This is a genomic window from Burkholderia sp. YHN3-13 (assembly GCF_055810675.1).
In genome coordinates this window covers 127,209-153,651 of record NZ_JBVVNQ010000010.1, presented here as the reverse complement: position 1 = coordinate 153,651, position 26,443 = coordinate 127,209, and the positions used below count along the sequence as shown (strand labels likewise).

At 67.6% G+C, this 26,443-nt stretch carries 19 protein-coding genes; 13 read left to right on the top strand and 6 right to left on the bottom strand.

What is annotated here, in order from left to right; genetic code table 11:
• The first annotated feature begins 111 nt into the window (after positions 1–111).
• Entirely contained in the window at positions 112–2,403 is a 2,292-nt protein-coding gene (locus AC0KUR_RS22555; protein WP_473376435.1) for an FUSC family protein, read from the top strand.
• Between the two features lie 291 nt (positions 2,404–2,694).
• The gene (locus AC0KUR_RS22550; RefSeq protein WP_473376434.1) at positions 2,695–4,062 is read left to right on the top strand and encodes an amino acid permease; all 1,368 of its coding nucleotides are present in this window, start codon (positions 2,695–2,697) and stop codon (positions 4,060–4,062) included.
• A gap of 147 nt (positions 4,063–4,209) precedes the next feature.
• Here AC0KUR_RS22550 and AC0KUR_RS22545 read toward each other — a convergent pair whose 3' ends face one another.
• On the bottom strand, positions 4,210–4,371 hold the full coding sequence (locus AC0KUR_RS22545; RefSeq protein WP_009688068.1) for a hypothetical protein: 162 nt from the start codon (positions 4,369–4,371) through the stop codon (positions 4,210–4,212).
• 207 nt (positions 4,372–4,578) lie between these two features.
• Here AC0KUR_RS22545 and AC0KUR_RS22540 point away from each other — a divergent pair, with 207 nt between their 5' ends.
• Genes AC0KUR_RS22540 through AC0KUR_RS22530 form a run of 3 tightly spaced genes read left to right on the top strand, consistent with a single transcriptional unit; the run spans position 4,579 to position 8,078 of the window.
• Complete coding sequence (locus AC0KUR_RS22540; protein WP_059560629.1) at positions 4,579–5,622, top strand: Fe(3+) ABC transporter substrate-binding protein; 1,044 nt, start codon at positions 4,579–4,581, stop codon at positions 5,620–5,622.
• Positions 5,612–7,300 (top strand): ABC transporter permease, encoded by a 1,689-nt coding sequence (locus AC0KUR_RS22535; RefSeq protein ID WP_473376433.1) that lies wholly within the window; start codon positions 5,612–5,614, stop codon positions 7,298–7,300. The genes AC0KUR_RS22540 and AC0KUR_RS22535 overlap by 11 nt, the downstream gene beginning before the upstream one ends.
• Before the next feature lie 4 nt (positions 7,301–7,304).
• On the top strand, positions 7,305–8,078 hold the full coding sequence (locus AC0KUR_RS22530) for an ABC transporter ATP-binding protein (protein WP_059560634.1): 774 nt from the start codon (positions 7,305–7,307) through the stop codon (positions 8,076–8,078).
• 59 nt (positions 8,079–8,137) lie between these two features.
• Here AC0KUR_RS22530 and AC0KUR_RS22525 read toward each other — a convergent pair whose 3' ends face one another.
• The 4 genes from AC0KUR_RS22525 to AC0KUR_RS22510 all read right to left on the bottom strand — a co-directional run bounded on the left by AC0KUR_RS22525 (position 8,138) and on the right by AC0KUR_RS22510 (position 10,588).
• Positions 8,138–8,608, bottom strand: coding sequence for an Lrp/AsnC family transcriptional regulator (locus AC0KUR_RS22525; protein WP_006484401.1), 471 nt, complete (start codon positions 8,606–8,608; stop codon positions 8,138–8,140).
• A 234-nt stretch (positions 8,609–8,842) separates the two neighbouring features.
• On the bottom strand, positions 8,843–9,484 hold the full coding sequence (locus AC0KUR_RS22520; protein ID WP_059560637.1) for an NAD(P)-dependent oxidoreductase: 642 nt from the start codon (positions 9,482–9,484) through the stop codon (positions 8,843–8,845).
• A gap of 132 nt (positions 9,485–9,616) precedes the next feature.
• Complete coding sequence (locus AC0KUR_RS22515; RefSeq protein WP_473376432.1) at positions 9,617–10,069, bottom strand: Rrf2 family transcriptional regulator; 453 nt, start codon at positions 10,067–10,069, stop codon at positions 9,617–9,619.
• A 90-nt stretch (positions 10,070–10,159) separates the two neighbouring features.
• The gene (locus AC0KUR_RS22510) at positions 10,160–10,588 is read right to left on the bottom strand and encodes a hypothetical protein (protein WP_473376431.1); all 429 of its coding nucleotides are present in this window, start codon (positions 10,586–10,588) and stop codon (positions 10,160–10,162) included.
• 194 nt (positions 10,589–10,782) lie between these two features.
• On the opposite strand from AC0KUR_RS22510, the gene AC0KUR_RS22505 reads away from it, so the two are divergent.
• The 8 genes from AC0KUR_RS22505 (at position 10,783) to AC0KUR_RS22470 (ending at position 24,725) form a co-directional block, all read left to right on the top strand.
• Positions 10,783–11,118, top strand: coding sequence for a hypothetical protein (locus AC0KUR_RS22505; protein ID WP_069705392.1), 336 nt, complete (start codon positions 10,783–10,785; stop codon positions 11,116–11,118).
• 253 nt (positions 11,119–11,371) lie between these two features.
• Positions 11,372–12,565, top strand: a complete 1,194-nt coding sequence (locus tag AC0KUR_RS22500; RefSeq protein ID WP_034186567.1) for an ammonium transporter — start codon at positions 11,372–11,374, stop codon at positions 12,563–12,565.
• 159 nt (positions 12,566–12,724) lie between these two features.
• The gene (locus tag AC0KUR_RS22495; RefSeq protein WP_059560645.1) at positions 12,725–14,686 is read left to right on the top strand and encodes a PhoX family protein; all 1,962 of its coding nucleotides are present in this window, start codon (positions 12,725–12,727) and stop codon (positions 14,684–14,686) included.
• Positions 14,687–15,288: 602 nt separating this feature from the next.
• Positions 15,289–16,113, top strand: a complete 825-nt coding sequence (locus AC0KUR_RS22490) for an IclR family transcriptional regulator (RefSeq protein ID WP_034186565.1) — start codon at positions 15,289–15,291, stop codon at positions 16,111–16,113.
• A 257-nt stretch (positions 16,114–16,370) separates the two neighbouring features.
• Entirely contained in the window at positions 16,371–17,741 is a 1,371-nt protein-coding gene (locus AC0KUR_RS22485) for an MdtA/MuxA family multidrug efflux RND transporter periplasmic adaptor subunit (RefSeq protein ID WP_473376430.1), read from the top strand.
• 15 nt (positions 17,742–17,756) lie between these two features.
• Positions 17,757–20,870, top strand: a complete 3,114-nt coding sequence (locus AC0KUR_RS22480) for an MdtB/MuxB family multidrug efflux RND transporter permease subunit (RefSeq protein WP_034186563.1) — start codon at positions 17,757–17,759, stop codon at positions 20,868–20,870.
• A 3-nt stretch (positions 20,871–20,873) separates the two neighbouring features.
• Complete coding sequence (locus tag AC0KUR_RS22475) at positions 20,874–24,182, top strand: efflux RND transporter permease subunit (RefSeq protein WP_473376429.1); 3,309 nt, start codon at positions 20,874–20,876, stop codon at positions 24,180–24,182.
• 159 nt (positions 24,183–24,341) lie between these two features.
• The gene (locus tag AC0KUR_RS22470; RefSeq protein ID WP_049028599.1) at positions 24,342–24,725 is read left to right on the top strand and encodes a VOC family protein; all 384 of its coding nucleotides are present in this window, start codon (positions 24,342–24,344) and stop codon (positions 24,723–24,725) included.
• Positions 24,726–24,807: 82 nt separating this feature from the next.
• Here the strand turns inward: AC0KUR_RS22470 and AC0KUR_RS22465 are convergent, their stop codons facing one another.
• Positions 24,808–26,274 carry an NYN domain-containing protein gene (locus tag AC0KUR_RS22465; RefSeq protein ID WP_175027838.1) on the bottom strand — a complete coding sequence of 489 codons (1,467 nt, stop codon included), beginning with the start codon at positions 26,272–26,274 and terminating at the stop codon, positions 24,808–24,810.
• Positions 26,275–26,443: the final 169 nt, after the last annotated feature.

Here is a 26,443-nt window from a genome sequence, read left to right as displayed (position 1 = left end):
GCCGCCGCGAACCTCTGCCGGAAAGCCAGGTTTTGCGGACCGCGAAATACGATAGACTCGTCGCCAGTCAATACGCCGCCCCGGCGTCTTCGTCTGCCATTCAGCCCATCGATGCGCTATTCGGTCGAAATCAGAAAGTTTTTCTACAGCCAGTACTTTTTCGGCGGCCTGCGGATCGCGGTCGGCGTCTCGCTGCCGGCCGTGCTGTGCCTGATCGTGTTTCACAACCGCGAACTCGGCTTCACGATCTCGACGGGCGCGCTCGGCGCCTGCGTCGTCGACATGCCGGGCCCGCTCAAGTACAAGCACAACGAAATGCTCGCGTGCAGCGTGATCGGCTTCCTCGCGGCGCTCGCCACCGGCCTCGCGACACCGAACATCTTCGCGCTGTGGCTCACGATCGTGCCGCTCACGTTCGTGCTGTCGCTGATCGTCGTCTACGGCAACCGCTGGCCGCAAATCAGCTTCGCGACGCTGTTCATGATGGTGATGACGCTCGAGGAGAAGTTCACGCCGCTGCAGGCGTTCATCAACGCCGGCTGGATTCTCGCGGGCGGCCTCTGGTACACGTACTGGGCCACGCTCGTGTCGCGATGGCAGGCGCGCCGGATCGAGCAGCAGGCGCTGGCCGAGAGCCTGTTCGCTTGTGCCGACTACTTGCTGGCGCGCGCACAGTTCTACGATCTCGACGCCGATCTCGACGAATGCTACCGCAATCTGGTCGCGCGGCAGATCACCGCGGTCGAAACGCAGGAAACCGCGCGCGACATCGTGCTGCGCAACCTGCCGAAGCTGCGGCGCGGCAAGCTCGATCCCGGCCGCACGACGATGTACAACCTGTTCATCAACAGCGTCGACCTGCACGAGCTGTTCGTCGGCGCCCACACCGACTACCCGCTGGTGCGCAACACGTTCGGCGGCTCGGATCTGATCATTTTCTACCGCGACCTGATCCGCAAGGCGGCCGCCGATCTCGAGGAGATCGGCCTCGCGGTGCTCGAGAACCGCGCGCCGCATTCGCGGATCAGCGTGAAGGCCGAGCTGCGCGCGATCGAGTACGAGATCGAGCTGATGCGCAAGAAGAACTTCGCGGCCACCAACGCGGAAGCGTACGCGGCCGTGCTCGCGACGTTCCGGCGCATCTGGAGCGCGACGCGCCTGATCGACCGGATGCGCCGCAACCTGTCTGGCCACACCGATCCGCAGCAAACCGAACTGAAGATCGACAAGGCGCTCACGCGCTTCCTGCAGCGCCGCCGGATGTCGCCGCTGCTGATCTTCTCGAACCTGAACATGCGCTCGCCGAGCTTTCGCCACGCGCTGCGCGTGACGATCGCGGTGGCGGTCGGCTTCTGGATCGGCCGGCTGCTGCCGCTCACGAACGCGTACTGGATCGTGATGACGACCATCATCATCCTGAAGCCCGGCTACTCGCTGACCAAGCAGCGCAACGCGCAGCGGATCATCGGCACGCTGATCGGCTGCGCGGCGAGCATCGCGCTGATCTACACGGTGAAGGAGCCGCACCTGCTGATCGCGATCATGTTCGGGTCGATGGTGATGAGCTACAGCCTGCTGCTGTTCAATTACGCGGCAAGCGTCGTGTTCACGTCGTCGTACGTATTGCTGATGTTTCACCTGCTCGCACCGGGCAGCATGCGGATCATCGGCGAGCGCGCGATCGACACGGTGGTCGGCTGCATGATCGCGATCGCCGCGAGCCGGCTGTTCCCGTACTGGGAATACCGGCTGATGGGCAAGCAGGTCGCCGACATGCTCACCGCGACCCGCAAGTATTTCGAGGCCGTGTGGCGCGCCGGGCGTGGCGCGTCGCCGCCGCCCGTGCCCGCCGCCGACGGCGCCGCCGTCGTGCCGGTCGTCGCCGCGGCGGTCGAAACGCCGGCCACGAGCCTCGACGACGACTACCGCTACCGCCTGGCGCGCAAGGACGTGCACATCGCGTTCGCGAACCTCGGGCAGGCGTTCCAGCGGATGATGATCGAGCCGAAGGCGCACCAGCGTTTCGTGCCCGAACTGAACGACCTGCTCGTGCAGACGCACGTGCTCGGCGCGCAGATCACGGCCGCCGCGCCGCTGATCCGCAACGCGTGCTCGGCCGACGGCAGCATCGAGCACGACGACGCGCTGCATCGCGGCCTCGCCGCCGTGCTCGACAATCTCGAGAAGGCCGAGGCCGGCGAGCCGCCGCCCGCCGACCAGCTCGAAGCGTCGAAGCAGATCACGCGCGATCTCGACGCGATGGTCGTGTCCGCGGAGAAATCCGATGCGGTCGGCGCCGAGCTCACGCACGACCTGAAAGTGCTTGCCCACCAATGCAAGCAGATGCTTGCGTCGTCGCTGCTGATCCGCAAGGATGCGAGCGTGATCCGCCTGCCCGCCTGACCCCGACTACCCGCGCCGTCGGGCCGGCCCGCGCACGCCGCGGGTCGGCCACCGGCGCGCCCCGACTCAGCGATCCCCGAAGCATGACCCGCCCGCTCCACGCGGCCCGCGCATCCGTCGCGCGACCGCCCCACGCCCCTTCCCGCTCGCCGCGCCAGTCAGGGAATACCCGATTCCGGTCACCCGGCCCGGCTTGTTATCATTCGTTCACATTCAAGTTGTATAGACAACTTGAGCCAATCGGACCGGCCCCGCTCGCCCGGTCCGTCGCATAACGATATCGGAGACTCGATGAAAAACTTGCAGCGCCACCTGAGCGCGCGGCACATCCGCTTTCTCGCGCTCGGCTCGGCGATCGGCACGGGCCTGTTCTACGGCTCGGCGTCCGCGATCCAGCTCGCGGGCCCGGCCGTGATCCTGGCGTACATCCTGGGCGGCGCGGCCGTCTACATGGTGATGCGCGCGCTCGGCGAGATGGCCGTGCGCGAACCCGTCGCCGGCTCGTTCGGCCATTACGCGACCGAGAACCTCGGCCCGTTCGCGGGTTTCGTCACCGGCTGGACCTACACGCTCGAAATGGTGATCGTCGCGATCGCCGACATCACCGCGTTCGGCATCTACATGGGCTTCTGGTTTCCGGATGTCCCGCAATGGATCTGGGTGCTCGGCGTCGTCGCGATCATCTGCGGGCTGAACCTGTGCCACGTGAAGGTGTTCGGCGAGCTCGAATTCTGGCTGTCGATCATCAAGGTCGGCGCGATCGTCGCGATGATCGGCGGCGGCGTCGCGATCCTGCTGTCCGGCATGCACTTCGGCCATTCGGCCGACGTGCCGACGTTCGCGAACCTGTGGAACCACGCCGGCTTCCTGCCGAACGGCATCGGCGGGCTGGTCGCGTCGCTGTCGGTCGTGATCTTCGCGTACGGCGGGATCGAGGTGATCGGGATGAGCGCCGGCGAGGCGAAGGATCCGGAACGCGTGATTCCGCGCGCGATCAACGCGGTGCCCGCGCGCATCCTGCTGTTCTACGTGCTGACCATGGTCGTGCTGATGTCGATCAGCCCGTGGACGGGCGTCGGCAGCGACGGCAGCCCGTTCGTGCAGATCTTCTCGGCGCTCGGCGTGAAGTCGGCTGCCACGATCCTCAACCTGGTCGTGATCAGCGCGGCGATCTCGGCGATCAACAGCGACATCTTCGGCGCGGGCCGCATGATGTTCGGGATGGCGCGACAGGGCCAGGCACCGCGCGTGCTGATGACGACGTCGCGGCACGGCGTGCCGTGGGTCACGGTGCTCGTGATGGCCGGCGCGCTGCTCGTCGGCGTGCTGCTCAACTACCTGATGCCGAAGGACGTGTTCCTGGTGGTCGCCGCGATCGCGACGTTCGCGACCGTATGGGTCTGGCTGATGATCCTGCTGTCGCAGGTCGCGATGCGCCGCCGCCTGTCGAGCGCGGAAGTCGCCGCGCTGAAGTTCAAGGTGCCGCTGTGGCCGGCCGCGCCGGCGCTGACGATCGCGTTCATGGGTTTCGTGATCGTGATGCTCGGCTGGTTCGAGGATACGCGTGTCGCGCTGTATGTCGGCGCGGCGTGGCTCGCGCTGCTCGCGGCCGTGTTCTACGCACGGATCCGCCCGAAATTCGCCCCTGCGTCACGTTGACGCACGGCTGACCCGAATGCGCGGCGCGCCTCGTTCGGCGCCCGCTGCCGTCAAGGCCCCGCGCGGCGCCCGTCGCGCCGGAAGCCGCGGATTGCGCCCCTTCGCATGCCCCGCGTGCGCGGCCCGGCCGGGCCGCGTACCGGCACGTCAGTGCGATGCCGCGCTCGCGGCCTCGGCCGGATGGGCCTCGTCGTACGCCCGCTTCTGCGAAATCGCGTTGTACAGGATCGTCCCGATCACGAGGAGCACGGCCACGACGATCAGGATGCTCACGTTGCGAACAGGGTTCTTCTTGCGCTGATCGTTCATGGTCGGTGCGTCTCCGTCAAATTCATCGAAGCGCGCATTCTACGCGCTTGCGCCCGCGCTGCGACGTCCCGTTTCCGATCGCCGTTACGCCCATCCCCCGCTGCTTTCCGCACGCTTTCAGTTGGTAATCGTTCCCATTTCGATTTAGAATCCAAAATCTTTCATTTTGTAATATTTCCTTCGTTCACCCGTCCCACCGGAGTCACCATGTCGAATCCGCGCACCCGCCTGCTGCCGCTCGCCGGCGCCCTCGCCCTGGCCGCGGCCGCCTTCGCGCCGCTTGCCCAGGCGGCCGAGGAAGTGAGCCTGTACACCACCCGCGAACCCAAGCTGATCCAGCCGCTCATCGATGCCTTCACGAAGCAGAGCGGCGTCAAGGTCAACACGGTGTTCGTGAAGGACGGCCTGCTCGAGCGCGTGAAGGCGGAAGGCGCGCAGTCGCCGGCCGACGTGCTGATGACGGTCGACGTCGGCAACCTGCTCGACCTGGTCGACGGTGGCGTCACGCAGCCAGTACGCTCGAAGGCGCTCGACGACGCGATTCCCGCGAACCTGCGCGGCACGAACGGCGACTGGTACGCGCTGTCGCTGCGCGACCGTGTGCTGTACGTCGAGAAGGACCTGAAGGTCGACGCATTCCGCTACGAGGATCTCGCCGATCCGAAATGGAAGGGCAAGGTCTGCATCCGCTCGGGCCAGCATCCGTACAACACGGCGCTCGTCGCGGCGATGATCGCGCACGACGGCGAGGCCGCGACCGAGAAATGGCTGCGCGGCGTGAAGGCGAACCTCGCGCGCAAGGCGACGGGCGGCGACCGCGACGTCGCGCGCGACATCCTCGGCGGCATCTGCGACGTCGGCCTCGCGAACGCGTACTACGTCGGCCACATGAAGAACGCGGAAGCCGGCAGCGACGCGCGCAAGTGGGGCGACGCGATCAAGGTCGTACGCCCGACGTTCGCGAACGCGAAGAGCGGCGGCACGCACGTGAACATCAGCGGCGCGACGGTCGCAAAGCACGCGCCGCACAAGGCCAACGCGGTGAAGCTGCTCGAATACCTCGTGTCGCCGGAAGCGCAGGCGCTGTACGCGCAGGCGAACTACGAATACCCGGTACGCGCGAACGTGAAGCTCGATCCGGTGATCGCGAGTTTCGGCGCGCTGAAGGTCGACCCGCTGCCGCTGGCGGACATCGCGAAGCATCGCAAGCAGGCGAGCCAGCTCGTCGACAAGGTCGGCTTTGACAACTGACGCCGCATCGTCCGGCGCGTACCGCGCGCCATCCCGGCTGCGTCTGCGCCCGCGCGCGGGCAGCCTGTGGCTGCTCGCGGCGCTGGCGGTCGCCGCGGCGGTCGCGGCGCCGCTCGCGGTGCTCGTGGCCGCCGCGTTCGACGCCGATCTCGCGCACTGGCGTCATCTCGCCGAATTCGTGCTGCCGCAGGCGCTCGTCAATACGCTGCTGCTGCTCGCGGGTGTCGGCGCGATCGTGTCGATCGTCGGCACCGGCTGCGCGTGGCTCGTCACCGCGTACGATTTTCCCGGTCGCCGGATGCTGACGTGGGCGCTGCTGCTGCCGCTCGCGGTGCCTACCTACATCGTCGCATTCGCGTATCTCGACCTGCTGCATCCGATCGGCCCCGTCCAGGGCGCGATCCGCTGGCTGCTCGGCTTCGACAGCCCGCGCCAGTTCCGCCTGCCGGACCTGCGCTCGCTGCCCGGCGCGATCTTCGTGCTCGGCTTCGTGCTGTATCCGTATGTGTACCTGAGCACGCGCGCGATGTTCGTCACGCAGTCCGCGAGCCTGCTCGAGGCCGCGCGCACGCTCGGCGCGGGACGCGTCGCGACGTTCTGGCGCGTCGTCGTGCCGCTCGCGCGGCCCGCGATCGCGGTCGGCGTGAGCCTCGCGCTGCTCGAAACGCTGAACGACATCGGCGCGTCGGAATTTCTCGGCGTGCAGACGCTGACCGTGTCGGTCTACACGACGTGGATCACGCGCTCCGACCTCGCCGGTGCCGCGCAGATCGCGCTGGCGATGCTCGCGATCGTCGTCGGCATGATCGTGCTCGAACGTTATGGGCGCCGCCGCCAGCGCTACGCGCATGGCCGGCGCATGCGGCCGATCGCGCCGCGCCGCCTCACCGGCGCGGCCGCGCTCGGCGCCGCCGTGTTCGGCTGGCTGCCCGTGCTGCTCGGTTTCGGCGCACCGGCCGCGTACCTCGCGGTGGAGACCGGCAAGCGGCTGCATCTCGTCGGCGGCGTGTCCGCGCAACTGCTGACGGGGCTCACGAACACGCTGACGATCGCCACCGCGGCCACCGCCGCGACGCTCGCCTGCGGGCTCGTCGTCGCGTGGGCCGCGCGCGCGCAACGCGACAGCGCCCGCGCGGGCCCTGCCCGCCTGTGCGCGCGGATCGCGAGCCTCGGCTATGCGGTACCGGGCACCGTGCTCGCGATCGGCCTGCTGATTCCGTTCGCGGCAGCCGACCGGCTGTTCGGCGCGGCGCTCGGCCGCGACGGGCTGCTGCTGATGGGTTCGGTCACCGCGCTCGTGATCGCCTATGCGGTGCGCTTTCTCGCGATCCCGGCCGGCAGCATCGAGGCCGGTCTCGCGCGCATTCCGCCGTCGCTCGAACAGGCGGCGCGCTCGCTCGGCGAGACGGCCGGCGGCACGCTGCGCCGCGTCCACCTGCCGCTGCTGCGGCCCGCGCTCACGACAAGCGCGCTGCTGGTGTTCGTCGACGCGATGAAGGAGTTGCCGGCCACGCTGCTGCTGCGTCCGCTGAATTTCGACACGCTCGCGACCTGGCTGTATGCGGAAGCCGCACGCGGCACCTACGAAGAAGGCGCGGTCGCCGCGCTCGCGATCGTGCTGGCCGGGCTCGTGCCCGTGATCCTGCTCGCCCGCACCCGCCACAAGATCGGAGCCTGAACCCGTGAACCTGCTTGAACTCGATGACCTTTGCATCGCCTACGACACGCCGCACGGCCGCCGCACGGTGGTCGACGGGCTGAGCCTCGCGCTGCCGCGCGGCGACATCGGCTGCCTGCTCGGCGCGTCGGGCTGCGGCAAGACGACCGTGCTGCGCGCGATCGCCGGCTTCGAGCCCGTTCGCATGGGGCGCATCATGCTGGACGGCAGGCCCGTCGCGGCATCGTCGTTCGAGGTGCCGCCGGAGCGGCGGCGCATCGGCATGATGTTCCAGGACTATGCGCTGTTTCCGCACCTCAGCGCGGCCGACAACGTCGCCTTCGGTTTGCGGCGCATGCCGAAGATCGAACGGCGCCTGCGTGTCGCCGAAATGCTCGAACTCGTCGGCCTCGCCGATTCCGGCGGCGCCTATCCGCACGAGTTGTCGGGCGGCCAGCAGCAACGCGTCGCGCTCGCCCGCGCGCTCGCGCCGTCCCCGGAGCTGCTGCTGCTCGACGAGCCATTCTCGAATCTCGACGTCGATACGCGCGAGCGGCTCGCGTTCGAGCTGCGCGACATCCTGAAACGCACGGGCCACACCGCGATCCTCGTCACGCACAACCAGGCCGAAGCGTTCGCGATCGCCGACCGGATCGGCGTGATGAAGGACGGCCGGCTCGCGCAATGGGACACGCCGTACGCGCTGCACCATCATCCAGCGAACGCATTCGTCGCGGATTTCGTGCGCCGCGACGCGCTCGCCGACGAACGCGCACGCGCACTGGCACGCGGCCGCTGACGCCGTGCCGCGGCCCCGTCGCGCGACACCGTCAGCCTCCGTGCCGCGTCCTTGACGCGCTACGCCGGCTCCGCGAGATCGCGCACGGGCAGCGCGGTCGAATACTTGATCTGCTCCATCGCGAACGACGAGCTGACGTCGAACAGCGGCACCGTGCGAATCAGTTGCTTGTAGACCCGATCGTAGTCGTCGATGCCGGCCACCACGACGCGCAGCAGGTAATCGGTCTCGCCGCTCATCCGGTAGACCTCGACCACTTCCGGCATGTCGCGCACGGCCTGCGTGAAACGCTGCGCCCATTCCTCGGTGTGCTGGTTCGTGCGGATCGCGACGAACACGGTCGTGCCGACGCCGAGCTTGCGCGGATCGCACAGCGCAACCTGCGCGCGAATCGCGCCGGTCTCCTTGAGCCGCTGCACGCGCTTCCAGCATGGCGTCTGCGACAGGTTCACGCGCTGCGCCAGTTCCGCGATCGGCAATGTGGCATCGGCCTGCAGCAGTTCCAGCAGCTTGCGATCGATGGCGTCCATTTCTCCAGTCCCTCGTAGATAGAAATTTATTCTATTCATCCTGCACAACGGGGAACAGTATGAAAACGGCTTCGCCGCGTCGACCGGTATAAATACCGATCCGCCACGTGCTCGCCACGCCAAACGAAACAGGCGACGCCGCCCGTGAGGATGGCATCGCCCGACCTTGTTACGCGCCGCGGCTTGTACGCCACGCCCCGGCCGGCGCTCACACGCCGCCGGTCGTCACGCCGCTCAATACGCGACCGTCGCGATCTCGCGCACGAAGCTGTCCTGCTCGAGCGCGTCGACGAACGCGACCGCGTAGTCTTCCGCCGAGATCTTGCTATTGCCCTGCGCGTCCACGATCAGCTTGCCGGCGCCCGTGCGGAACGTGCCCGTGCGCTCGCCCGGCGCGATCAGCGCGGCCGGCGCCAGGAAGGTCCAGTCGAGATCGGTGACCGTCTTCAGGTAGTCGAACGCGTCGCGATGGGCCAGCGCGACCGCCTTGTACGCGTCAGGGAAACCTTCGCTGTCGACCAGCTGCTTGCCCGGCGCGACTTCGAGCGAACCGGCGCCGCCGACCACGACGAGCCGCTTCAGGCCGGCCTGGCGCGTGCCGGCGACCAGCGCCTGCGCGGCCCCGACGACCTTCGCCGCATCGTCCTGCTTCGGACCGTACGCGCTCGCGACCACGTCATGCCCCGGCAGCGCGGCCGCGATGCTGGCCGCGTCGAACAGGTCGGCCGCCTGCGCGGTGATGCCGTCGCCGGCCGTGCCCGGATGGCGCGACAGCGCGGTCACGCGGTGGCCGCGTCGTACGGCTTCCGCCGCGATGCGCGAGCCGATCATGCCGGTGGCGCCGAACAGCGCGATTTTCAACGAACGTTGCGTCATGACGATTCTCCAGTCAGAAAATATGTAACACAGTTAATTACAGATAAGATCGAAAAAAACGGGGCGAAGCCCCCGTTGCACCGGACACCCGCACCTGCGCGCCATCCGGCTTCCTGCCCTGCCTGCCGCCGGCTACCTGCCGGCTGCCGCCTGTTGCGTGCGCCGCTCGAGATCCAGCATGTCGGCCGTGACGTCGACGAGCGTGCGCGTGGCGAGCGATGCCTCCATCGCGCGTTGCGCATCGCCGATATAGCCGGTCAGCGCGACCTGGATGTGCCGCCCGACGAGGCACGCGGGATTCGGTGTCTCGCGATGCAGCGCGAACAGTTGCGCGTCGTCGACCGCGCGATACACGTCGAGCAGCGTGATCTCGCCGGGCTCGCGCGCCAGCAACGCGCCGCCGCCCGCGCCGAGCTGCGACGTGGTCAGCCCCGCGGCTGCCAGCATCGACAGCAACCGGCGAATCAGCGCCGGATTCGTATTCACGCTGCCCGCGATGATGTCCGACGACAGCGGCACGCCTTCCTGCATCGACAGCAAGGCGAGCACGTGGACGGCAAACGCGAACCGGCTGCTGGTATTCATTCCTCACTCACTCGGCGACACCGGCCCGAACCGCGACCGGCGACATATGTAATCATGATAATTACATTTCGTGGATCGTGCAAGCCCGCGTCATTCCCCGCTCGCGGGCTTGGCGCCCGACGCGTTCTGCTGGCTCCACTGCTGCAGCTTCTTGCCGGCTTCCGCGATCTTCGCACCGGCTTCGGAGGCCGCATGCGCGACGACCGCGGAAGCGGCCGCGTCGATCTGCGCCTGCGCGGCCGACGCGAGACCGCTCGCGGACAGCGGCGGCACGGCCGACGCCGCCGAAGCGATGCCGGCCTTCGCGGCGTTGATCTGCTGGTTGACGGTGCTCGCGACCTGGTCGAGCGCCTTGGCCGCGTTGTTCGCGGCATCGGCGGCCGCGCTGGCGGCCGTATCGGCTTGCGTGGCCGGCGCGCCGGACTTCTCGCAGCCCGCGAGCAACAGCAGCGCACCGGCGGCCACCGCCGCCAGTACGGACCCGGGCACGCGATGCGCCCGCGATGTCTTCATGTTCATCAGCAAATCTCCGGCCGTGCGTCGCACGGCCTTGTGGTTGGACCGGTGTCGATGATACCGCCTGTGGAACAGGCCAAATGACGACCAGCCATTAAAAATGCCTTTCAATTTCGGATTCGTCTGATTCAATCGCAGGCGCTACGCCACTAAAGTGGGCACGCCTCAATCCGCTTCGTACGTGTCCCTTTTTTCTTATGGCTTTTCTCGTCGACTGGTTCATCGTTCTGGCCACGCTGCTCGCCGCCACCCTGTTCCTGTGCCTGCGCGCGCCGTCGGCGCCCCGCCTGGCCGAATCCGGGCGCCCGCGCCGCGTCGCATCCGCGCGCCTGCTCACCCAGGCCGTGATCGGTTTCTGGACGGCCGCGCTGATCATCGCGGAAGGCATCCTCGGCGCCGACGGCGACGGCCAGTCGCTCGCCGGCTTCGCGGCCCTCGCGTTCGCCGCGCTCGGGCTGTCGACCGTCGCCGCCTACTGGTCGGCATGCGCGTGGCGGCTGCGCCGGCCGCCCACGCTGTTCGCCCGTCACTGACGCGCCAGATCGGTGCGCCACGGCGCACCACATCGCATCGCCTCGCCCGCCGCACGCACCAGTTCAGCACGCACCGCACCACACACGTGCAAATCGTGCGGTCACCAATCGTCGTCGGCCGCTCCGTCACCCGTGCACGATTCACCGGAATGCCGCACCACGCGGTATCGAGGCACCAATTCCACGCAGCCGTTCACCAAGTTGGCTCGATATTTGCGTTCCTTGCCCGTTTTTTGCGCAAGGAAGCCACGGCATGGATGGTCTGAAATCCGGCGTCGATACACTGTTCCTGTTGATCGGCGCCGTCATGGTGCTCGCGATGCACGCGGGCTTCGCATTTCTCGAACTCGGCACGGTCCGCAAGAAGAACCAGGTCAACGCGCTCGTGAAGATCCTGGTCGACTTCTCGGTGTCGACGCTCGCGTATTTCTTCATCGGCTACACGATCGCATACGGTGTCGAGTTCTTCGACGACATCGGCACGCTGTCGCAGCACAGCGGCTACGCGCTCGTGCGCTTCTTCTTCCTGCTGACCTTCGCGGCGGCCATTCCCGCGATCGTGTCCGGCGGCATCGCCGAGCGCGCGAAGTTCAATCCGCAGCTCGTCGCGACGCTGATCATCGTCGGCTTCATCTATCCGTTCTTCGAAGGGATGGCGTGGAACGAGCGCTTCGGCGTGCAGGCGTGGCTCACGCACGCGTTCGGTGCGCCGTTCCACGATTTCGCCGGCTCGGTCGTCGTGCATGCGTTCGGCGGCTGGGTCGCGCTGCCGGCCGTGCTGCTGCTCGGCGCGCGTCACGGCCGCTACGCGAAGGATGGCCGGATCGCCGCGCACCCGCCGTCGAACATCCCGTTCCTCGCGCTCGGCGCATGGGTGCTCGCGGTCGGCTGGTTCGGCTTCAACGTGATGAGCGCGCAGACGCTCGACAAGATCAGCGGCCTCGTCGCCGTGAACTCGCTGATGGCGATGGTCGGCGGCACGCTCGCCGCGTGGATGGCCGGCCGCAACGACCCGGGCTTCACGTACAACGGGCCGCTCGCGGGCCTCGTTGCCGTATGCGCGGGCTCCGACGTGATGCATCCGATCGGCGCGCTCGTCACGGGCGCGGCCGCCGGTGCGCTGTTCGTCGCGATGTTCACTTGCGTGCAGAACAAGTGGCGCATCGACGACGTGCTCGGCGTGTGGCCGCTGCACGGCATGTGCGGCGCGCTCGGCGGCCTCGCGGCTGGCGTGTTCGGCCTGCCTGCGCTTGGCGGCCTCGGCGGCGTGTCGTTCCTGTCGCAGCTCGTCGGCACGCTCGGCGGCATCGTGATCGCAAGCGCGGGCGGCACGCTCGTCTATGGCGCGCTGAAAGCGACCGTCGGGCTGCGCCTCGATCGCGAAGCCGAGTTCGACGGCGCCGACCTGTCGATCCATCGCATCACGGCAACGCCCGAGCGCGATTGATCCATCGAAGGACGCCAGGCACACCATTACGGTTTCAATTCAAAAAACTTTCATCTAGCGTCCTTACACTTCCGTCCAGTTTTCAATCAGCCTTCGCGAAGCTTGCCGACCGCCTGCTTCGCGAAGGCCATTCTTCCAACAACCGAAACTGGACTCCACATGCCCGCGTTGCCCAATGCTTCCCGTCGTCAGGCCCTGAAGATCCTCGCCGGCGCGCCGATGCTTCCCCTTTCCGGCCTCGCGCTGCCGGCCCTGCTGACGGGTTGCGGCGGCGACGATCCCGCGTCGACGCCGGCCCCGGTCGCCGCTGCCTATACGTCGGCGACGTTCTCGGCGATGGCCGCCCCCACGCTCGACAATGCGGCCGCGATGGCCACGACGACGGTCGGCTCGACGCTGTCGGTGTCGTTCTCGGACGGTTCGTCGCGCAACTTCAAGCTCGCGTACCGGCCGTTCTTCGTGACGGGCGACATGGTGCCGGACGGCAAGGGCGGCACGACGCTCGCGGGCGGCTACTACGACATCAACAACCAGCCGATCATCGATCGCTCGGTCGCCGGCAAGGAGCGCCAGTTCTATTCCGACTGCCCGGACGGCAGCTCGCTGCTGACGCTGAAGAACGCGAACGTGCCCGGCGTGAAGGGCAACACGGTGTTCGCGGTCGTGCAGTTCGAATACACGACGCGCGACCAGGCGAGCGCATCGCAGTACGGCCAGTTGCCGTCGCCGATCGCGGTGCTCTCGCTCGACCAGGATCCGGCCACCGGCGCGCTGAAGGTCGTGAAGTACCACAACGTCGACACGTCGAAGGCGCACGGGCTGTGGATCACCTGCGGCGCGAGCCTGTCGCCGTGGGGCACGCACCTGTCGAGCGAGGAATACGAGCCGGACGCGACGAAGGCCGCCACCGACGCGCAGTTCAAGGCGTTCAGCAAGAACACGTTCGGCGACGAGACGAAGGCGAACCCCTACCACTACGGCCACCTCCCCGAGATCACCGTGAACCCGGACGGCACGGGCAGCGTGAAGAAGCACTACTGCCTCGGCCGCATCTCGCACGAGCTGATCCAGGTGATGCCGGACCAGCGCACCGTGATGATGGGTGACGACGCCACCAACGGCGGCCTGTTCATGTTCGTCGCCGACAAGGCGGCCGACCTGTCGGCCGGCACGCTGTACGTCGCGAAATGGACGCAGACGTCGTCGGCCGGCGCCGGCACCGCGACGCTCACGTGGATCAGGATCGGCCACGCGACGAGCAGCGAGATCGAAGCGCTCGCGAACACGCTGAAGGCGTCGGACATCATGGACCTGGTGACCGCCGACCCGAACGACGCGAGCTACACGAAGATCCACTTCGGCGGCAAGTTCAACTGGATGCGCGTGAAGCCGGGGATGGAAAAGGCGGCCGCGTTCCTCGAGACGCACCGCTACGCGGCGCTGCTCGGCGGCAGCATGGGCTTCACCAAGCTCGAAGGCACGACCGTGAACGCGAAGGACAAGATCGTCTATACGGCGATGTCGCGGATCGAAACGTCGATGGTCAAGGGCAATGCGGTGTCGCGCGACGTCGCGGTCGACAAGAAGATCGCCGCGGGCGCCGTCTACGCGCTGAACCTGAAGGCCGGCCAGCGCGACACGACGGGCGGCGCGATCGACAGCGAATGGGTGCCGGTCGACATGGGCGCGCCGGCCGCGCTCGTCGGCGAGGATCTCGCCGCGGCCGACGGGCTCGGCAACCTCGCGAACCCGGACAAGATCGCGAACCCGGACAACCTGAAGTTCTCCGAAAAGCTGCGCACGCTGTTCATCGGCGAAGACTCGGGCATGCACGTGAACAACTTCCTGTGGGCGTACAACGTCGACACGAAGTCGCTCTCGCGCGTGCTGTCGTGCCCGGCCGGCGCGGAGTCGACGGGCCTGCACGCGGTCGACGAGATCAACGGCTGGACCTACATCATGAGCAACTTCCAGCACGCGGGCGACTGGGAATCGCCGCTGCACGACAAGGTCAAGCCGACGCTCGATCCGCTCGTGCGCGCGAACTTCAAGGACCGCTTCGGCGCCAGCGTCGGCTACCTGACGGCCGAGCAGACCGGCATCAAGCTCGCGAAGGCCTGACCGGGTCACACGAGGGGGGCTCGCTGGCCAGGCGTCCCTAACCGGGACTCCCCTTCTTCATCACCGTTCATTCGTCGGCGCTCCACGCCGTTTTGTGCGCGATGCCCAGTGCGGGCATCGCGCTTTTTTTTGCGCGTGCGAATCGTGTGCATGGCGTGCGCCAGCGCGCGCCGAACGGGCTCGGACGGGCGTTTCCATCGATCGGGGGATAATACGGGCCTGACGTGCCCGGGCGGACAGTCAAAATGACGGGCAAAAAAAAGCGCCACGGAGACCGTGGCGCTAAAAAAGTTCTAGCCATTCCGAGGGCCGTGCTAGAACCTGAGAGACTGCGCGAAACATCGTTGCCGGTTAAACTCTTGAAACGATGTTTCGAAAACGTGAGACATTCTTTCCGTTTCCGCCCGACAAGTCAAGCGGTATTTGCACCGGTTCATGCACTTTCTGGCAACGCTCATTTGAGCGTTTTCCTAATAAACCAAGGGTGAACCCGTAAAATTTCATCCAATGACCGGTTCGCCCGCGGAACATGCATCCTTTGACAATAGTCCTACAATACCAACAAAATTGAAATCGAGTTTCGGAATTAGAGAGAATCCCTCGTGTCGACAACTGTAACCTCTCCCGCGTCGCGGGACCGTGAATCGTCGCCCGACGAGATCACCGCCCTCGCCCGCGGCCTCGCCGTGCTGCGCCGCATCGCGGCTGCCGACGCCCCCGTCAGCAACCGCGAACTGACCGAATTGACCGGCATCCCGAAGCCGACCGTCTCGCGCATCACCGCGACGCTCGTCAGCGCCGGCTTCCTGTTCCAGCTGCCCGACAGCGAGCGCTTCGTGCTCACCGCGTCGGTGCTCGAGCTGAGCCACGGCTTCCTGCGCAACTTCGACATCCGCGCGCGCTCGCGGCCGTTCATGATCGAGCTGGCCGAACGCACGTCGCTGTCCGTGCACCTCGCGGTGCGCGACCGGCTCGACATGGTCGCGATCGACGTGATCCGGCCGCGCTCGGCCGTGCTCGTCACGCGCCTCGAAATCGGCTCGCGGATGGACATCGCGCGCACGGCGGTCGGCCGCGCGTATCTCGCCGCGCTCGAGGACGACGAGCGCCGCCTGCTACTCGAGTCGCTGCGCACCACGGCGGGCGACGACTGGCCGCACGTGTCGGCACGCCTGACCCCCGCGCTCGACGACGCGATGCGCGACGGCCACGCGATCGCGATCGGCGAATGGCGCGAAGGCCTGAATGCCGTCGCGGCCGGTTTCGTCGGCCCGTCGGGCCAGCGCTATTCGGTGAATTGCGGCGGCGCGTCGCACCAGTGTCCGCCCGAATGGCTGCAGGAACATGTCGTGCCCGCGCTGCAGGAGTGCATCGCGAAAATCACCCGCGAGATCGGCGGCGCGCCGGCCCGGCGCGTCGGCGTGTAATCGTTCCGTCACCGTTCCGTCGCGTTCTGTAACGACCGTAACCCGTTGAAAGATAGACGACTGGACTGTAACGGGGACGGGACGTAGGATCATGCCCATCGTCGCGCCGCACTCTCGGCGCGCACCGCTCTTTTCCCCGCGCGGGTCGACGGGGGCCCCGGACCGAGCCGGGCCGCCCCGTCCCGTCACCCGCTCGCCCACGCGCAGCCCAGCAGTCCGATTTCCGGCACGCCGCGCCGTCTTCCTGACAGATCACGATGGATAACGAACAAAAGCCCACGCCCCCTTCGAAAGACCCTGCGCCCCCCGCCGCGCGACGCCCGCGCCGCACGCTGATGATCGGAACGCTCGCGGTCGTCGTCATCGGCGGCCTGCTGTGGTGGCATCCGTGGAACCGCACGCCGGCGGCCGGCAGCGCGGCACAAACCGCGGGCGCAAGCGCCGGCGGCGGCGCAGGCGGCCATCGCGGCCGCGGCGGCCCCGCTGCGATGGCGAACGTACCGCAGCCCGTGCAGGTCGCGACCGCGACGCAAGGCGAGATGCCGATCGTGCTGTCCGCGCTCGGCACCGTCACGCCGCTCGCGAACGTGACGGTCAAGACGCAACTGTCGGGCTACCTGCAGTCGGTGTCGTTCCAGGAAGGCCAGATCGTCAAGAAGGGCGACGTGCTCGCGCAGGTCGACCCGCGCCCGTACCAGGTGGCGCTCGAGAACGCCGAAGGCACGTTCGCACGCGACTCGGCGCTGCTCGCGACGGCGCGCCTCGACCTGAAGCGCTACCAGACGCTGCTGTCGCAGGATTCGATCGCGTCGCAAACCGTCGATACGCAGGCGTCGCTCGTCAAGCAGTACGAAGGCGCGGTGAAGACCGACCAGGCCGCGATCGATTCCGCGAAGCTGAACCTCACGTATGCGCGCATCACGGCGCCGGTATCGGGCCGCGTCGGCCTGCGCCAGGTCGACCCGGGCAACTACGTGACGCCGGGCGACACCAACGGCATCGTCGTGATCACGCAGCTGCAGCCGATGAGCGTGATCTTCACGACGTCGGAAGACAACCTGCCGCAGATCCTCAAGCAGGTGAACGCGGGCCAGAAACTGTCGGTCACCGCCTACAACCGCAACAACACGGTGCCGCTCGAGACGGGGTCGCTCGCCACGCTCGACAACCAGATCGACACGAGCACCGGCACGGTCAAGCTGCGCGCGAACTTCGATAACAAGGAAGGCATGCTGTTCCCGAATCAGTTCGTGAACACGCGGCTGCTCGTCGACGTGCTGCGCAACGCGACGATCGTGCCGACGTCCGCGGTGCTGACGGGTTCGATCGGCCAGTTCGTCTACGTCGTGAAACCCGACAACACGGTAACCGTGCGCAAGGTCACGATCGGCCCGGTCGACGGCGAACGCACGAGCATCGTCAGCGGCGTCGCGCTCGGCGAGCGCGTGGTGACCGACGGCTCCGACCGCCTGCGCGAAGGCTCGAAGATCTCGATTCCGGCCGACAAGCCGAAAGGCGCGTCGGGCACGCGCGGCGCCGGCGCGGCGTCGGGTGCCTCGGCTGCGTCGGGCGCTGCCGGCCATCACGGCGGACACAAGCACGGTGCGTCGCAGGCAGCGGCCCAATAACGCGCGGGCCGCTCGATGAATCCTTCCCGCCTCTTCATTCTCCGGCCGGTCGGCACCGCCCTCCTGATGGCGGCGATCATGCTGGCCGGTCTCGTCGCGCTGCGGTTCCTGCCGCTCGCCGCGCTGCCCGAAGTCGACTACCCGACGATCCAGGTCCAGACCTTCTACCCCGGCGCGAGCCCGGAAGTGATGACCTCGTCGGTCACCGCGCCGCTCGAGCGCCAGTTCGGGCAGATGCCGTCGCTGAACCAGATGTCGTCGCAAAGCTCGGCCGGTGCGTCGGTGATCACGCTGCAGTTCTCGCTCGACCTGCCGCTCGACATCGCCGAACAGGAAGTGCAGGCCGCGATCAACGCGGCCGGCAACCTGCTGCCGTCCGACCTCCCGGCCCCGCCGATCTACGCGAAGGTCAACCCGGCCGATGCGCCGGTGATCACGCTCGCCGTCAAGTCGAAGACGCTGCCGCTCACGCAGGTGCAGGACCTGGCCGACACGCGCCTCGCGATGAAGATCTCGCAGATCGCGGGCGTCGGCCTCGTCAGCCTGTCGGGCGGCAACCGCCCGGCCGTGCGGATCCAGGCGAACCCGACCGCGCTCGCGCAGTACGGGATGAACCTCGACGACCTGCGCACGACGATCTCGAACCTGAACGTCAACACCCCAAAGGGCAACTTCGACGGCCCGACGCGCGCCTACACGATCAACGCGAACGACCAGCTGACGAGCGCCGACCAGTACAACAGCGCGGTCGTCGCGTACAAGAACGGCCGCCCGGTGATGCTGACCGACGTCGCGACGGTCGTCGCCGGCTCGGAGAACACCAAGCTCGGCGCGTGGGTGAATTCGGATCCCGCGATCATCCTGAACGTGCAGCGCCAGCCGGGCGCGAACGTGATCCAGACGGTCGACGCGATCAAGGCGCAATTGCCGAAGCTGCAGGAGACGCTGCCGGCCGCGCTCGACGTGGAGATCGTCACCGATCGCACGACGATGATCCGCGCGGCCGTGCGCGACGTGCAGTTCGAGCTGCTGCTCGCGGTCGCGCTCGTCGTGCTGGTGATGTACCTGTTCCTCGCGAACATCTACGCGACGATCATCCCGAGCCTGTCCGTGCCGTTGTCGCTGATCGGCACGCTCGCGGTGATGTACATGGCCGGCTTCTCGCTGAACAACCTGTCGCTGATGGCGCTCACCATCGCGACCGGCTTCGTCGTCGACGACGCGATCGTGATGATCGAGAACATCGCGCGCTACGTCGAGGAAGGCGAGTCGGGGCTCGAGGCCGCGCTGAAGGGCTCGAGGCAGATCGGCTTCACGATCATCTCGCTGACGGTGTCGCTGATCGCGGTGCTGATCCCGCTGCTGTTCATGGGCGACGTGGTCGGGCGCCTGTTCCACGAGTTCGCGATCACGCTCGCGGTGACGATCGTGATCTCGGCGATCGTGTCGCTCACGCTCGTGCCGATGATGTGCGCGAAGCTGCTGCGTCATTCGCCGCCGCCGGAAAGCCACCGCTTCGAGGCGCGCGTGCACCGCACGATCGACTGGGTGATCGCGCGCTACGCGGTCGCGCTCGAATGGGTGCTGAACCGCCAGCGCTCGACGCTGGTCGTCGCGCTGCTGACGCTCGGGCTGACCGCCCTGCTCTACATCTACGTGCCGAAGGGCTTCTTCCCCGCGCAGGACACCGGCGTGATCCAGGCGATCACGCAGGCGCCGCAATCGATCTCGTACGGCGCGATGGCCGAACGCCAGCAGGCGCTCGCGGCCGAGATCCTGAAGGACCCGAACGTCGACAGCCTCACGTCGTTCATCGGCGTCGACGGCAGCAACATCACGCTGAACAGCGGCCGGATGCTGATCAACCTGAAGGCGCGCGACGACCGCTCCAAAACGGCCGCGCAGATCATCCGCGACCTGCAGCACCGCGTGGCGAACATCACCGGCATCTCGCTGTTCATGCAGTCGGTGCAGGACCTGACGATCGATTCGACCGTCAGCCCGACGCAGTACCAGTTCATGCTGACGAGCCCGAACGCGGAAGAATTCGCGACCTGGGTGCCGAAGCTCGTCGCGCGGCTGCAGCAGGAGCCGTCGCTCGCCGATGTCGCGACCGACCTGCAGAGCAATGGCCAGTCGGTCTACATCGAGATCGACCGCCCGAGCGCCGCGCGTTTCGGCATCACGCCGGCGACCGTCGACAACGCGCTGTACGACGCGTTCGGCCAGCGCATCGTGTCGACCATCTTCACGCAGTCGAACCAGTACCGCGTGATTCTCGAGTCGGAGCCGAAGGAGCAGCACTACGCGCAATCGCTGAACGACATCTACCTGCCGTCGGCCGGCGGCGGCCAGGTGCCGCTGTCGTCGATCGCGTCGTTCCACGAGCGGCCGTCGCCGCTGCTGGTCGCGCACCTGTCGCAGTTCCCGTCGACGACGATCTCGTTCAACCTCGCGCCGGGCGCGTCGCTCGGCGAAGCCGTCAAGGCGATCGAGGCCGCCGAGAAGGACATCAGCCTGCCCGCGTCGTTCCAGACGCGCTTCCAGGGCGCGGCGCTCGCGTTCCAGGCCTCGCTGTCGAACCAGCTGTTCCTGATCCTCGCGGCGGTCGTCACGATGTACATCGTGCTCGGCGTGCTGTACGAAAGCTACATCCACCCGATCACGATCCTGTCGACGCTGCCGTCGGCCGGCGTCGGCGCGCTGCTCGCGCTGATGATCACCGGGCACGACCTGGACATCATCGGCATCATCGGCATCGTGCTGCTGATCGGTATCGTGAAGAAGAACGCGATCATGATGATCGACTTCGCGCTCGAGGCCGAACGTGTCGAAGGCAAGCCGCCGCGCGAGGCGATCTACCAGGCGTGCCTGCTGCGCTTCCGGCCGATCCTGATGACGACGCTCGCCGCGCTGCTCGGCGCGGTGCCGCTGATCGTCGGCTCCGGCGCCGGCTCCGAGCTGCGCCAGCCGCTCGGGATCGCGATCGCCGGCGGCCTGATCGTGTCGCAGGTGCTGACGTTGTTTACGACGCCCGTGATCTACCTCGGCTTCGACTCGCTCGCGCGCCGCGTGCGCGGCTGGTTCGAACGCCACGGCCCCGACGCCGGCAAGCGCACGGATGCGTAAGCCATGAACCTGTCGCGCCCCTTCATCACCCGCCCCGTCGCGACGACGCTGCTCGCGCTCGGCGTCGCGCTCGCGGGCCTGTTCGCGTTCATCAAGCTGCCGGTGTCGCCGCTGCCGCAGGTCGACTTCCCGACGATCTCGGTGCAGGCGTCGCTGCCGGGCGCGAGCCCGGAAACGGTCGCGACCAGCGTGACGAGCCCGCTCGAGCGGCACCTCGGCTCGATCGCCGACGTCTCCGAAATGACGTCGACGAGCACGGTCGGCAACGCGCGGATCATCCTGCAGTTCGGCCTGAACCGCGACATCGACGGCGCCGCGCGCGACGTCCAGGCCGCGATCAACGCGGCGCGCGCCGACCTGCCCGCCGCGCTGAAGAGCAACCCGACCTACCGCAAGGTCAACCCGGCCGATTCGCCGATCATGATCGTGTCGCTGACGTCGGAAACGTCGTCGCCCGCGAAGCTGTACGACGCCGCATCGACGGTGCTGCAGCAGTCGCTGTCGCAGATCGACGGGATCGGCCAGGTCTCGGTGAGCGGCTCCGCGAACCCGGCCGTGCGCGTCGAGCTCGAACCGCAGGCGCTGTTCCACTACGGGATCGGCCTCGAGGACGTGCGTGCGGCGCTGGCGTCCGCGAACGCCAACGCGCCGAAGGGCGCGATCGAGTTCGGCCCGCAGCACTACCAGCTCTATACGAACGACCAGGCCTCCCAGGCGTCGCAATACCGCGACCTCGTCGTCGCCTACCGCAACGGCTCGGCCGTCAGGCTGTCCGACCTGTCGGACGTCGTCGATTCGGTCGAGGACCTGCGCAACCTCGGCCTGTCGAACGGCAAGCGCGCGGTGCTCGTGATCCTCTACCGCTCGCCCGGCGCGAACATCATCGATACGATCGACCGCGTGCGCGCGGCGCTGCCGCAACTCACCGCGTCGCTGCCGGCCGACATCACGGTCACGCCGGTGCTCGACCGCTCGACCACCATCCGCGCGTCGCTGAAGGACACCGAGCACACGCTGCTGATCGCGGTCAGCCTCGTCGTGATGGTCGTGTTCCTGTTCCTGCGCAACTGGCGCGCGACGCTGATCCCGAGCGTCGCGGTGCCGATCTCGATCGTCGGCACGTTCGGCGCGATGTACCTGCTCGGCTTCTCGATCGACAACCTGTCGCTGATGGCGCTGATCGTCGCGACCGGCTTCGTCGTCGACGATGCGATCGTCGTGCTCGAGAACATCTCGCGGCACATCGAGAACGGCAAGTCGCGGATGCAGGCCGCGTTCGACGGTGCGCGCGAGGTCGGCTTCACGGTGCTGTCGATGAGCATCTCGCTCGTCGCGGTGTTCCTGCCGATCCTGCTGATGGGCGGCATCGTCGGGCGGCTGTTCCGCGAATTCGCGCTGACGCTGTCGCTCGCGATCGCCGTGTCGCTCGCGGTGTCGCTCACCGTCACGCCGATGATGTGCGCGCGCCTGCTGCCCGAGTCGCACGACCCGCAAAACGAAGGCCGCTTCGGGCGCTTCCTCGAGCGCGGCTTCTCGCGCATGCAGCGCGGCTACGAGCGCTCGCTGTCGTGGGCGCTGCGCCGGCCGCTGCTGATCCTGCTGACGCTGTTCGCGACGATCGGGCTGAACGTGTACCTGTACATCGTCGTGCCGAAGGGCTTCTTCCCGCAGCAGGACACCGGCCTGATGATCGGCGGCATCCAGGCCGACCAGTCGACCTCGTTCCAGGCGATGAAGCTGAAGTTCTCCGAGATGATGCGGATCGTGCAGGGCAACCCGAACGTGAAGAGCGTCGCGGGGTTCACCGGCGGCACGCAGACCAACTCGGGCTTCATGTTCGTCACGCTGAAGGATCGCTCCGAGCGCAAGCTGTCGGCCGACCAGGTGATCCAGCAGCTGCGCCCGCCGCTGGCGGACGTCGCGGGTGCGCGCACGTTCCTGCAGGCCGCGCAGGATATCCGCGTCGGCGGCCGGCAGAGCAACGCGCAGTACCAGTTCACGCTGCTCGGCGATTCGAGCGCCGACCTGTACAAGTGGGGGCCGATCCTGACCGAGGCGCTGCAGAAGCGCCCCGAGCTGACCGACGTGAACTCCGACCAGCAGCAAGGCGGCCTCGAGGCGATGGTGACGATCGACCGCCCGACGGCCGCGCGCTTCGGCATCAAGCCCGCGCAGATCGACAACACGCTGTACGACGCGTTCGGCCAGCGCCAGGTCTCGACGATCTACAACCCGCTGAACCAGTACCACGTCGTGATGGAAGTCGCGCCGAAATACTGGCAAAGCCCGGAGATGCTGAACCAGGTGTGGATCAGCACGTCGGGTGGCAGCGCGAACGGCTCGCAGACCACCAACGCGGCCGCCGGCACCTATGTCGCGACGTCGGCCGGCACGTCGAGCGCCGGGACGGCCACGCAGAGCGCCGCGGCGATCGCGTCCGATTCCGCGCGCAACCAGGCGCTCAACTCGATCGCCGCGAGCGGCAAGTCGAGCGCGTCGTCGGGTGCGTCGGTGTCGACGTCGAAGTCGACGATGATCCCGCTGTCGGCGATCGCGACGTTCGGGCCGAGCACGACGCCGCTGTCGGTCAACCACCAGGGGTTGTTCGTCGCGACGACGATCTCGTTCAACCTGCCGCCGGGCGTGTCGCTGTCGCAGGCGACCCAGGTGATCTACCAGACCATGGCGCAGGTCGGCGTCCCGCCGACGATCGTCGGCAGTTTCCAGGGCACCGCGCAGGCGTTCCAGCAGTCGATGAACGACCAGCCGATCCTGATCCTCGCCGCACTGCTGGCCGTCTACATCGTGCTCGGGATCCTGTACGAGAGCTACATCCACCCGATCACGATCCTGTCGACGCTGCCGTCGGCCGGCGTCGGCGCGCTGCTCGCGCTGCTGCTGTTCAAGACCGAGTTCAGCATCATCGCGCTGATCGGCGTGATCCTGCTGATCGGCATCGTGAAGAAGAACGCGATCATGATGGTCGACTTCGCGATCGACCAGACGCGCAACAACAAGAAGTCGTCGTTCGACGCGATCCACGAGGCGTGCCTGCTGCGCTTCCGCCCGATCATGATGACGACGATGGCCGCGCTCCTCGGCGCACTGCCGCTCGCGTTCGGCAGCGGCGACGGCGCCGAGCTGCGCGCGCCGCTCGGGATCGCGATCGCCGGCGGCCTGATCGTGTCGCAGGTGCTGACGCTCTATACGACGCCGGTCGTCTACCTGTACATGGACCGGTTCCGCGTGTGGGGAGAGAAACGCCGCAATCGCCGCGGCAATTCGGGCGGGCCGGCGGTGGCCGGCGAATGACGGGAAGCGGCGGCCCGACTGAGCCGACCCCAAGGGTTGGAGTGGTGTCCAACTCCTGGGGACAATTCAGGCAGGCGGCCGTTTTTTTGCCCTTGAACCCGGGCGGCGATCGGCTATCGTGAGTCCATGCCTACCGCGAGCCCTTCGCCGGAACCCGCCATGAACGTCCAGCTCAATCACACGATCGTCTGGTGCAGCGACAAGCATGCGTCGAGCCGCTTCCTGACCGAACTCCTGGAATTGCCGCCGCCGACGCCGTTCGGCGCGATGCGGGTCGTCGCGCTCGACAACGGCGTGTCGCTCGATTTCTACGAACAGGCGGGGGAAATCAGGTCGCAGCACTATGCGTTCCTGCTCGACGAAGCCGGCTTCGATCGCGTGCTGGCGCGCATCCGCGCGCGCGGGCTCGCGCACTGGGCCGATCCCGCGAAGCGGCAACCCGACGACATCTACCGCCACAACGGCGGGCGCGGCGTGTACTTCGACGACCCGGACGGCCACTTCCTCGAAGTGATGACGCGTCCGTATGTGCTGAACGGCTAGCGCAGCCGCGCCGGCATTGCGCCGGCCGGTATCGTTCGGCGCGGATGCCGTCCCGCTTCGGACGGCACCCGGACGCCTGCCGTTACTCGGCCGCCGTCGTCTTGCGCGGACGACGTGCGCGCGGTGCCGCCTTGCGGGCCGGCTTTTTCTTGGCAGCGGCCGGTGCGTCGGCATGCGCTTCGAGCGGCGCCGCCTCATGCGACGGCTGGGCGGCAGTCCCGTCGCCGCCGGCATCGCCGGCCGCCGGCTCGGCACGCGTCACGGCGGCATGCCGTTCGTCGCCCTGCTCCGCGTCGTCGGCATGCCTGCCGTGCGCGTGCTGGTCGCCGCCGTGCTTCGCCTCACCGTGGGCGTCGTCGGTCTTCCCGGCCGCATGATGGCCGGCGCCCTTCGCGGCGGCACCCTTCTTCGCGCCCGTCTTCTTCGCCGCGCTCTTGCGCGCACGCTTGCGGCCGTCCTTCGCCTCGCCCGGTGCGTCGACCGCCTCCGCCGCTTCAGCCGTTTCAGCCGGTGGCGTCACCGACCCAGCCTCGACGAACTCGGCGACGTCCGCCGCTTCCGCTTCGGCCTGCTCGCTTTCGTGCGCCACCGCTTCGGCCCGCTGCCCGCGACGTTGCGCATTGCGCCCGGCCCGCGCCGGTTCGGCCGCGCGCGCACCGTGGTGGTGGGCGCCGCCGTGCGCGCTGCCGTCCCCGCCCGCCGCGACATGCTCCATGGCCGCCGGCTGGCGGGCCCGCGACACGAACGCGCCCGACTTGTCGTCGCGCCCCACTTCCAGCAGGCCGCGCGCCTGCGCTTCGTCGAGCAGGTTGCCGAACGCGCGGAACCCGTAGTACGACTCGTTGAAATCCGGCTTGCGGCGCTTGATCGCGCTCTTGAGCACCGACGCCCAGATCTTGCCGACGTCGTCGCGCTCCGACGCGAGCGCATCGAACGTCTCGACCGCCAGCGCGATCGCCTCGGCCTTGCGGGCATCCATGTCGTGCTTGCGCGAGGCCGGCTCGTCAGGCCGCCTCGCGCCGCCGTTGCCGGCACGCTGCTGCTGTTCGCGCTTCGCGAGCGTGCGCTGCTGCTCGCGCACCAGATCGTCGTAGAAGATGAATTCGTCGCAGTTCGCGACCAGCAGGTCCGACGTCGATTTCTTCACGCCGACGCCGATCACCTTCTTCGCGTTCTCGCGCAGCTTCGACACGAGCGGCGAGAAGTCGGAATCGCCGCTGATGATCACGAACGTATCGACGTGCGACTTCGTGTAGCAGAGATCGAGCGCATCGACGACGAGCCGGATGTCGGCCGAATTCTTGCCCGACTGGCGCACGTGCGGAATCTCGATCAGCTCGAAGCTCGCCTCGTGCATCGACGCCTTGAAGCCCTTGTAGCGATCCCAGTCGCAATAGGCCTTCTTCACGACGATGCTGCCTTTCAGCAGCAGGCGCTCCAGCACGGGCTTGATGTCAAATTTCTCGTACTTCGCGTCGCGCACGCCGAGCGCGACGTTCTCGAAGTCGCAGAACACGGCCATGCTGACGTTGTCCAGGGGTAATGCCATGTGTACTCCAACCGGTGGGCCGGCGCGTTATACGCGTAACGGCGAAAAAACCATCGCGCACATGATAGCCGGTCGGCGCGTCATTCCCGCATCCGTGTGAACGAATGAACGCCCGACGCCGGTACGCCCCTTAATACGCGCCCGCCGGCGGGGCAAATCGACATTACAC

Coding starts and splice junctions, on each gene's coding strand:
- AC0KUR_RS22555 (WP_473376435.1), top strand. CDS start 112: ATGCGCTATTCGGTCGAAATCAGAAAGTTTTTCTACAGCCAGTACTTT.
- AC0KUR_RS22550 (WP_473376434.1), top strand. CDS start 2,695: ATGAAAAACTTGCAGCGCCACCTGAGCGCGCGGCACATCCGCTTTCTC.
- AC0KUR_RS22545 (WP_009688068.1), bottom strand. CDS start 4,371: ATGAACGATCAGCGCAAGAAGAACCCTGTTCGCAACGTGAGCATCCTG.
- AC0KUR_RS22540 (WP_059560629.1), top strand. CDS start 4,579: ATGTCGAATCCGCGCACCCGCCTGCTGCCGCTCGCCGGCGCCCTCGCC.
- AC0KUR_RS22525 (WP_006484401.1), bottom strand. CDS start 8,608: ATGGACGCCATCGATCGCAAGCTGCTGGAACTGCTGCAGGCCGATGCC.
- AC0KUR_RS22520 (WP_059560637.1), bottom strand. CDS start 9,484: ATGACGCAACGTTCGTTGAAAATCGCGCTGTTCGGCGCCACCGGCATG.
- AC0KUR_RS22515 (WP_473376432.1), bottom strand. CDS start 10,069: ATGAATACCAGCAGCCGGTTCGCGTTTGCCGTCCACGTGCTCGCCTTG.
- AC0KUR_RS22510 (WP_473376431.1), bottom strand. CDS start 10,588: ATGAACATGAAGACATCGCGGGCGCATCGCGTGCCCGGGTCCGTACTG.
- AC0KUR_RS22505 (WP_069705392.1), top strand. CDS start 10,783: ATGGCTTTTCTCGTCGACTGGTTCATCGTTCTGGCCACGCTGCTCGCC.
- AC0KUR_RS22500 (WP_034186567.1), top strand. CDS start 11,372: ATGGATGGTCTGAAATCCGGCGTCGATACACTGTTCCTGTTGATCGGC.
- AC0KUR_RS22495 (WP_059560645.1), top strand. CDS start 12,725: ATGCCCGCGTTGCCCAATGCTTCCCGTCGTCAGGCCCTGAAGATCCTC.
- AC0KUR_RS22485 (WP_473376430.1), top strand. CDS start 16,371: ATGGATAACGAACAAAAGCCCACGCCCCCTTCGAAAGACCCTGCGCCC.
- AC0KUR_RS22480 (WP_034186563.1), top strand. CDS start 17,757: ATGAATCCTTCCCGCCTCTTCATTCTCCGGCCGGTCGGCACCGCCCTC.
- AC0KUR_RS22475 (WP_473376429.1), top strand. CDS start 20,874: ATGAACCTGTCGCGCCCCTTCATCACCCGCCCCGTCGCGACGACGCTG.
- AC0KUR_RS22470 (WP_049028599.1), top strand. CDS start 24,342: ATGAACGTCCAGCTCAATCACACGATCGTCTGGTGCAGCGACAAGCAT.
- AC0KUR_RS22465 (WP_175027838.1), bottom strand. CDS start 26,274: ATGGCATTACCCCTGGACAACGTCAGCATGGCCGTGTTCTGCGACTTC.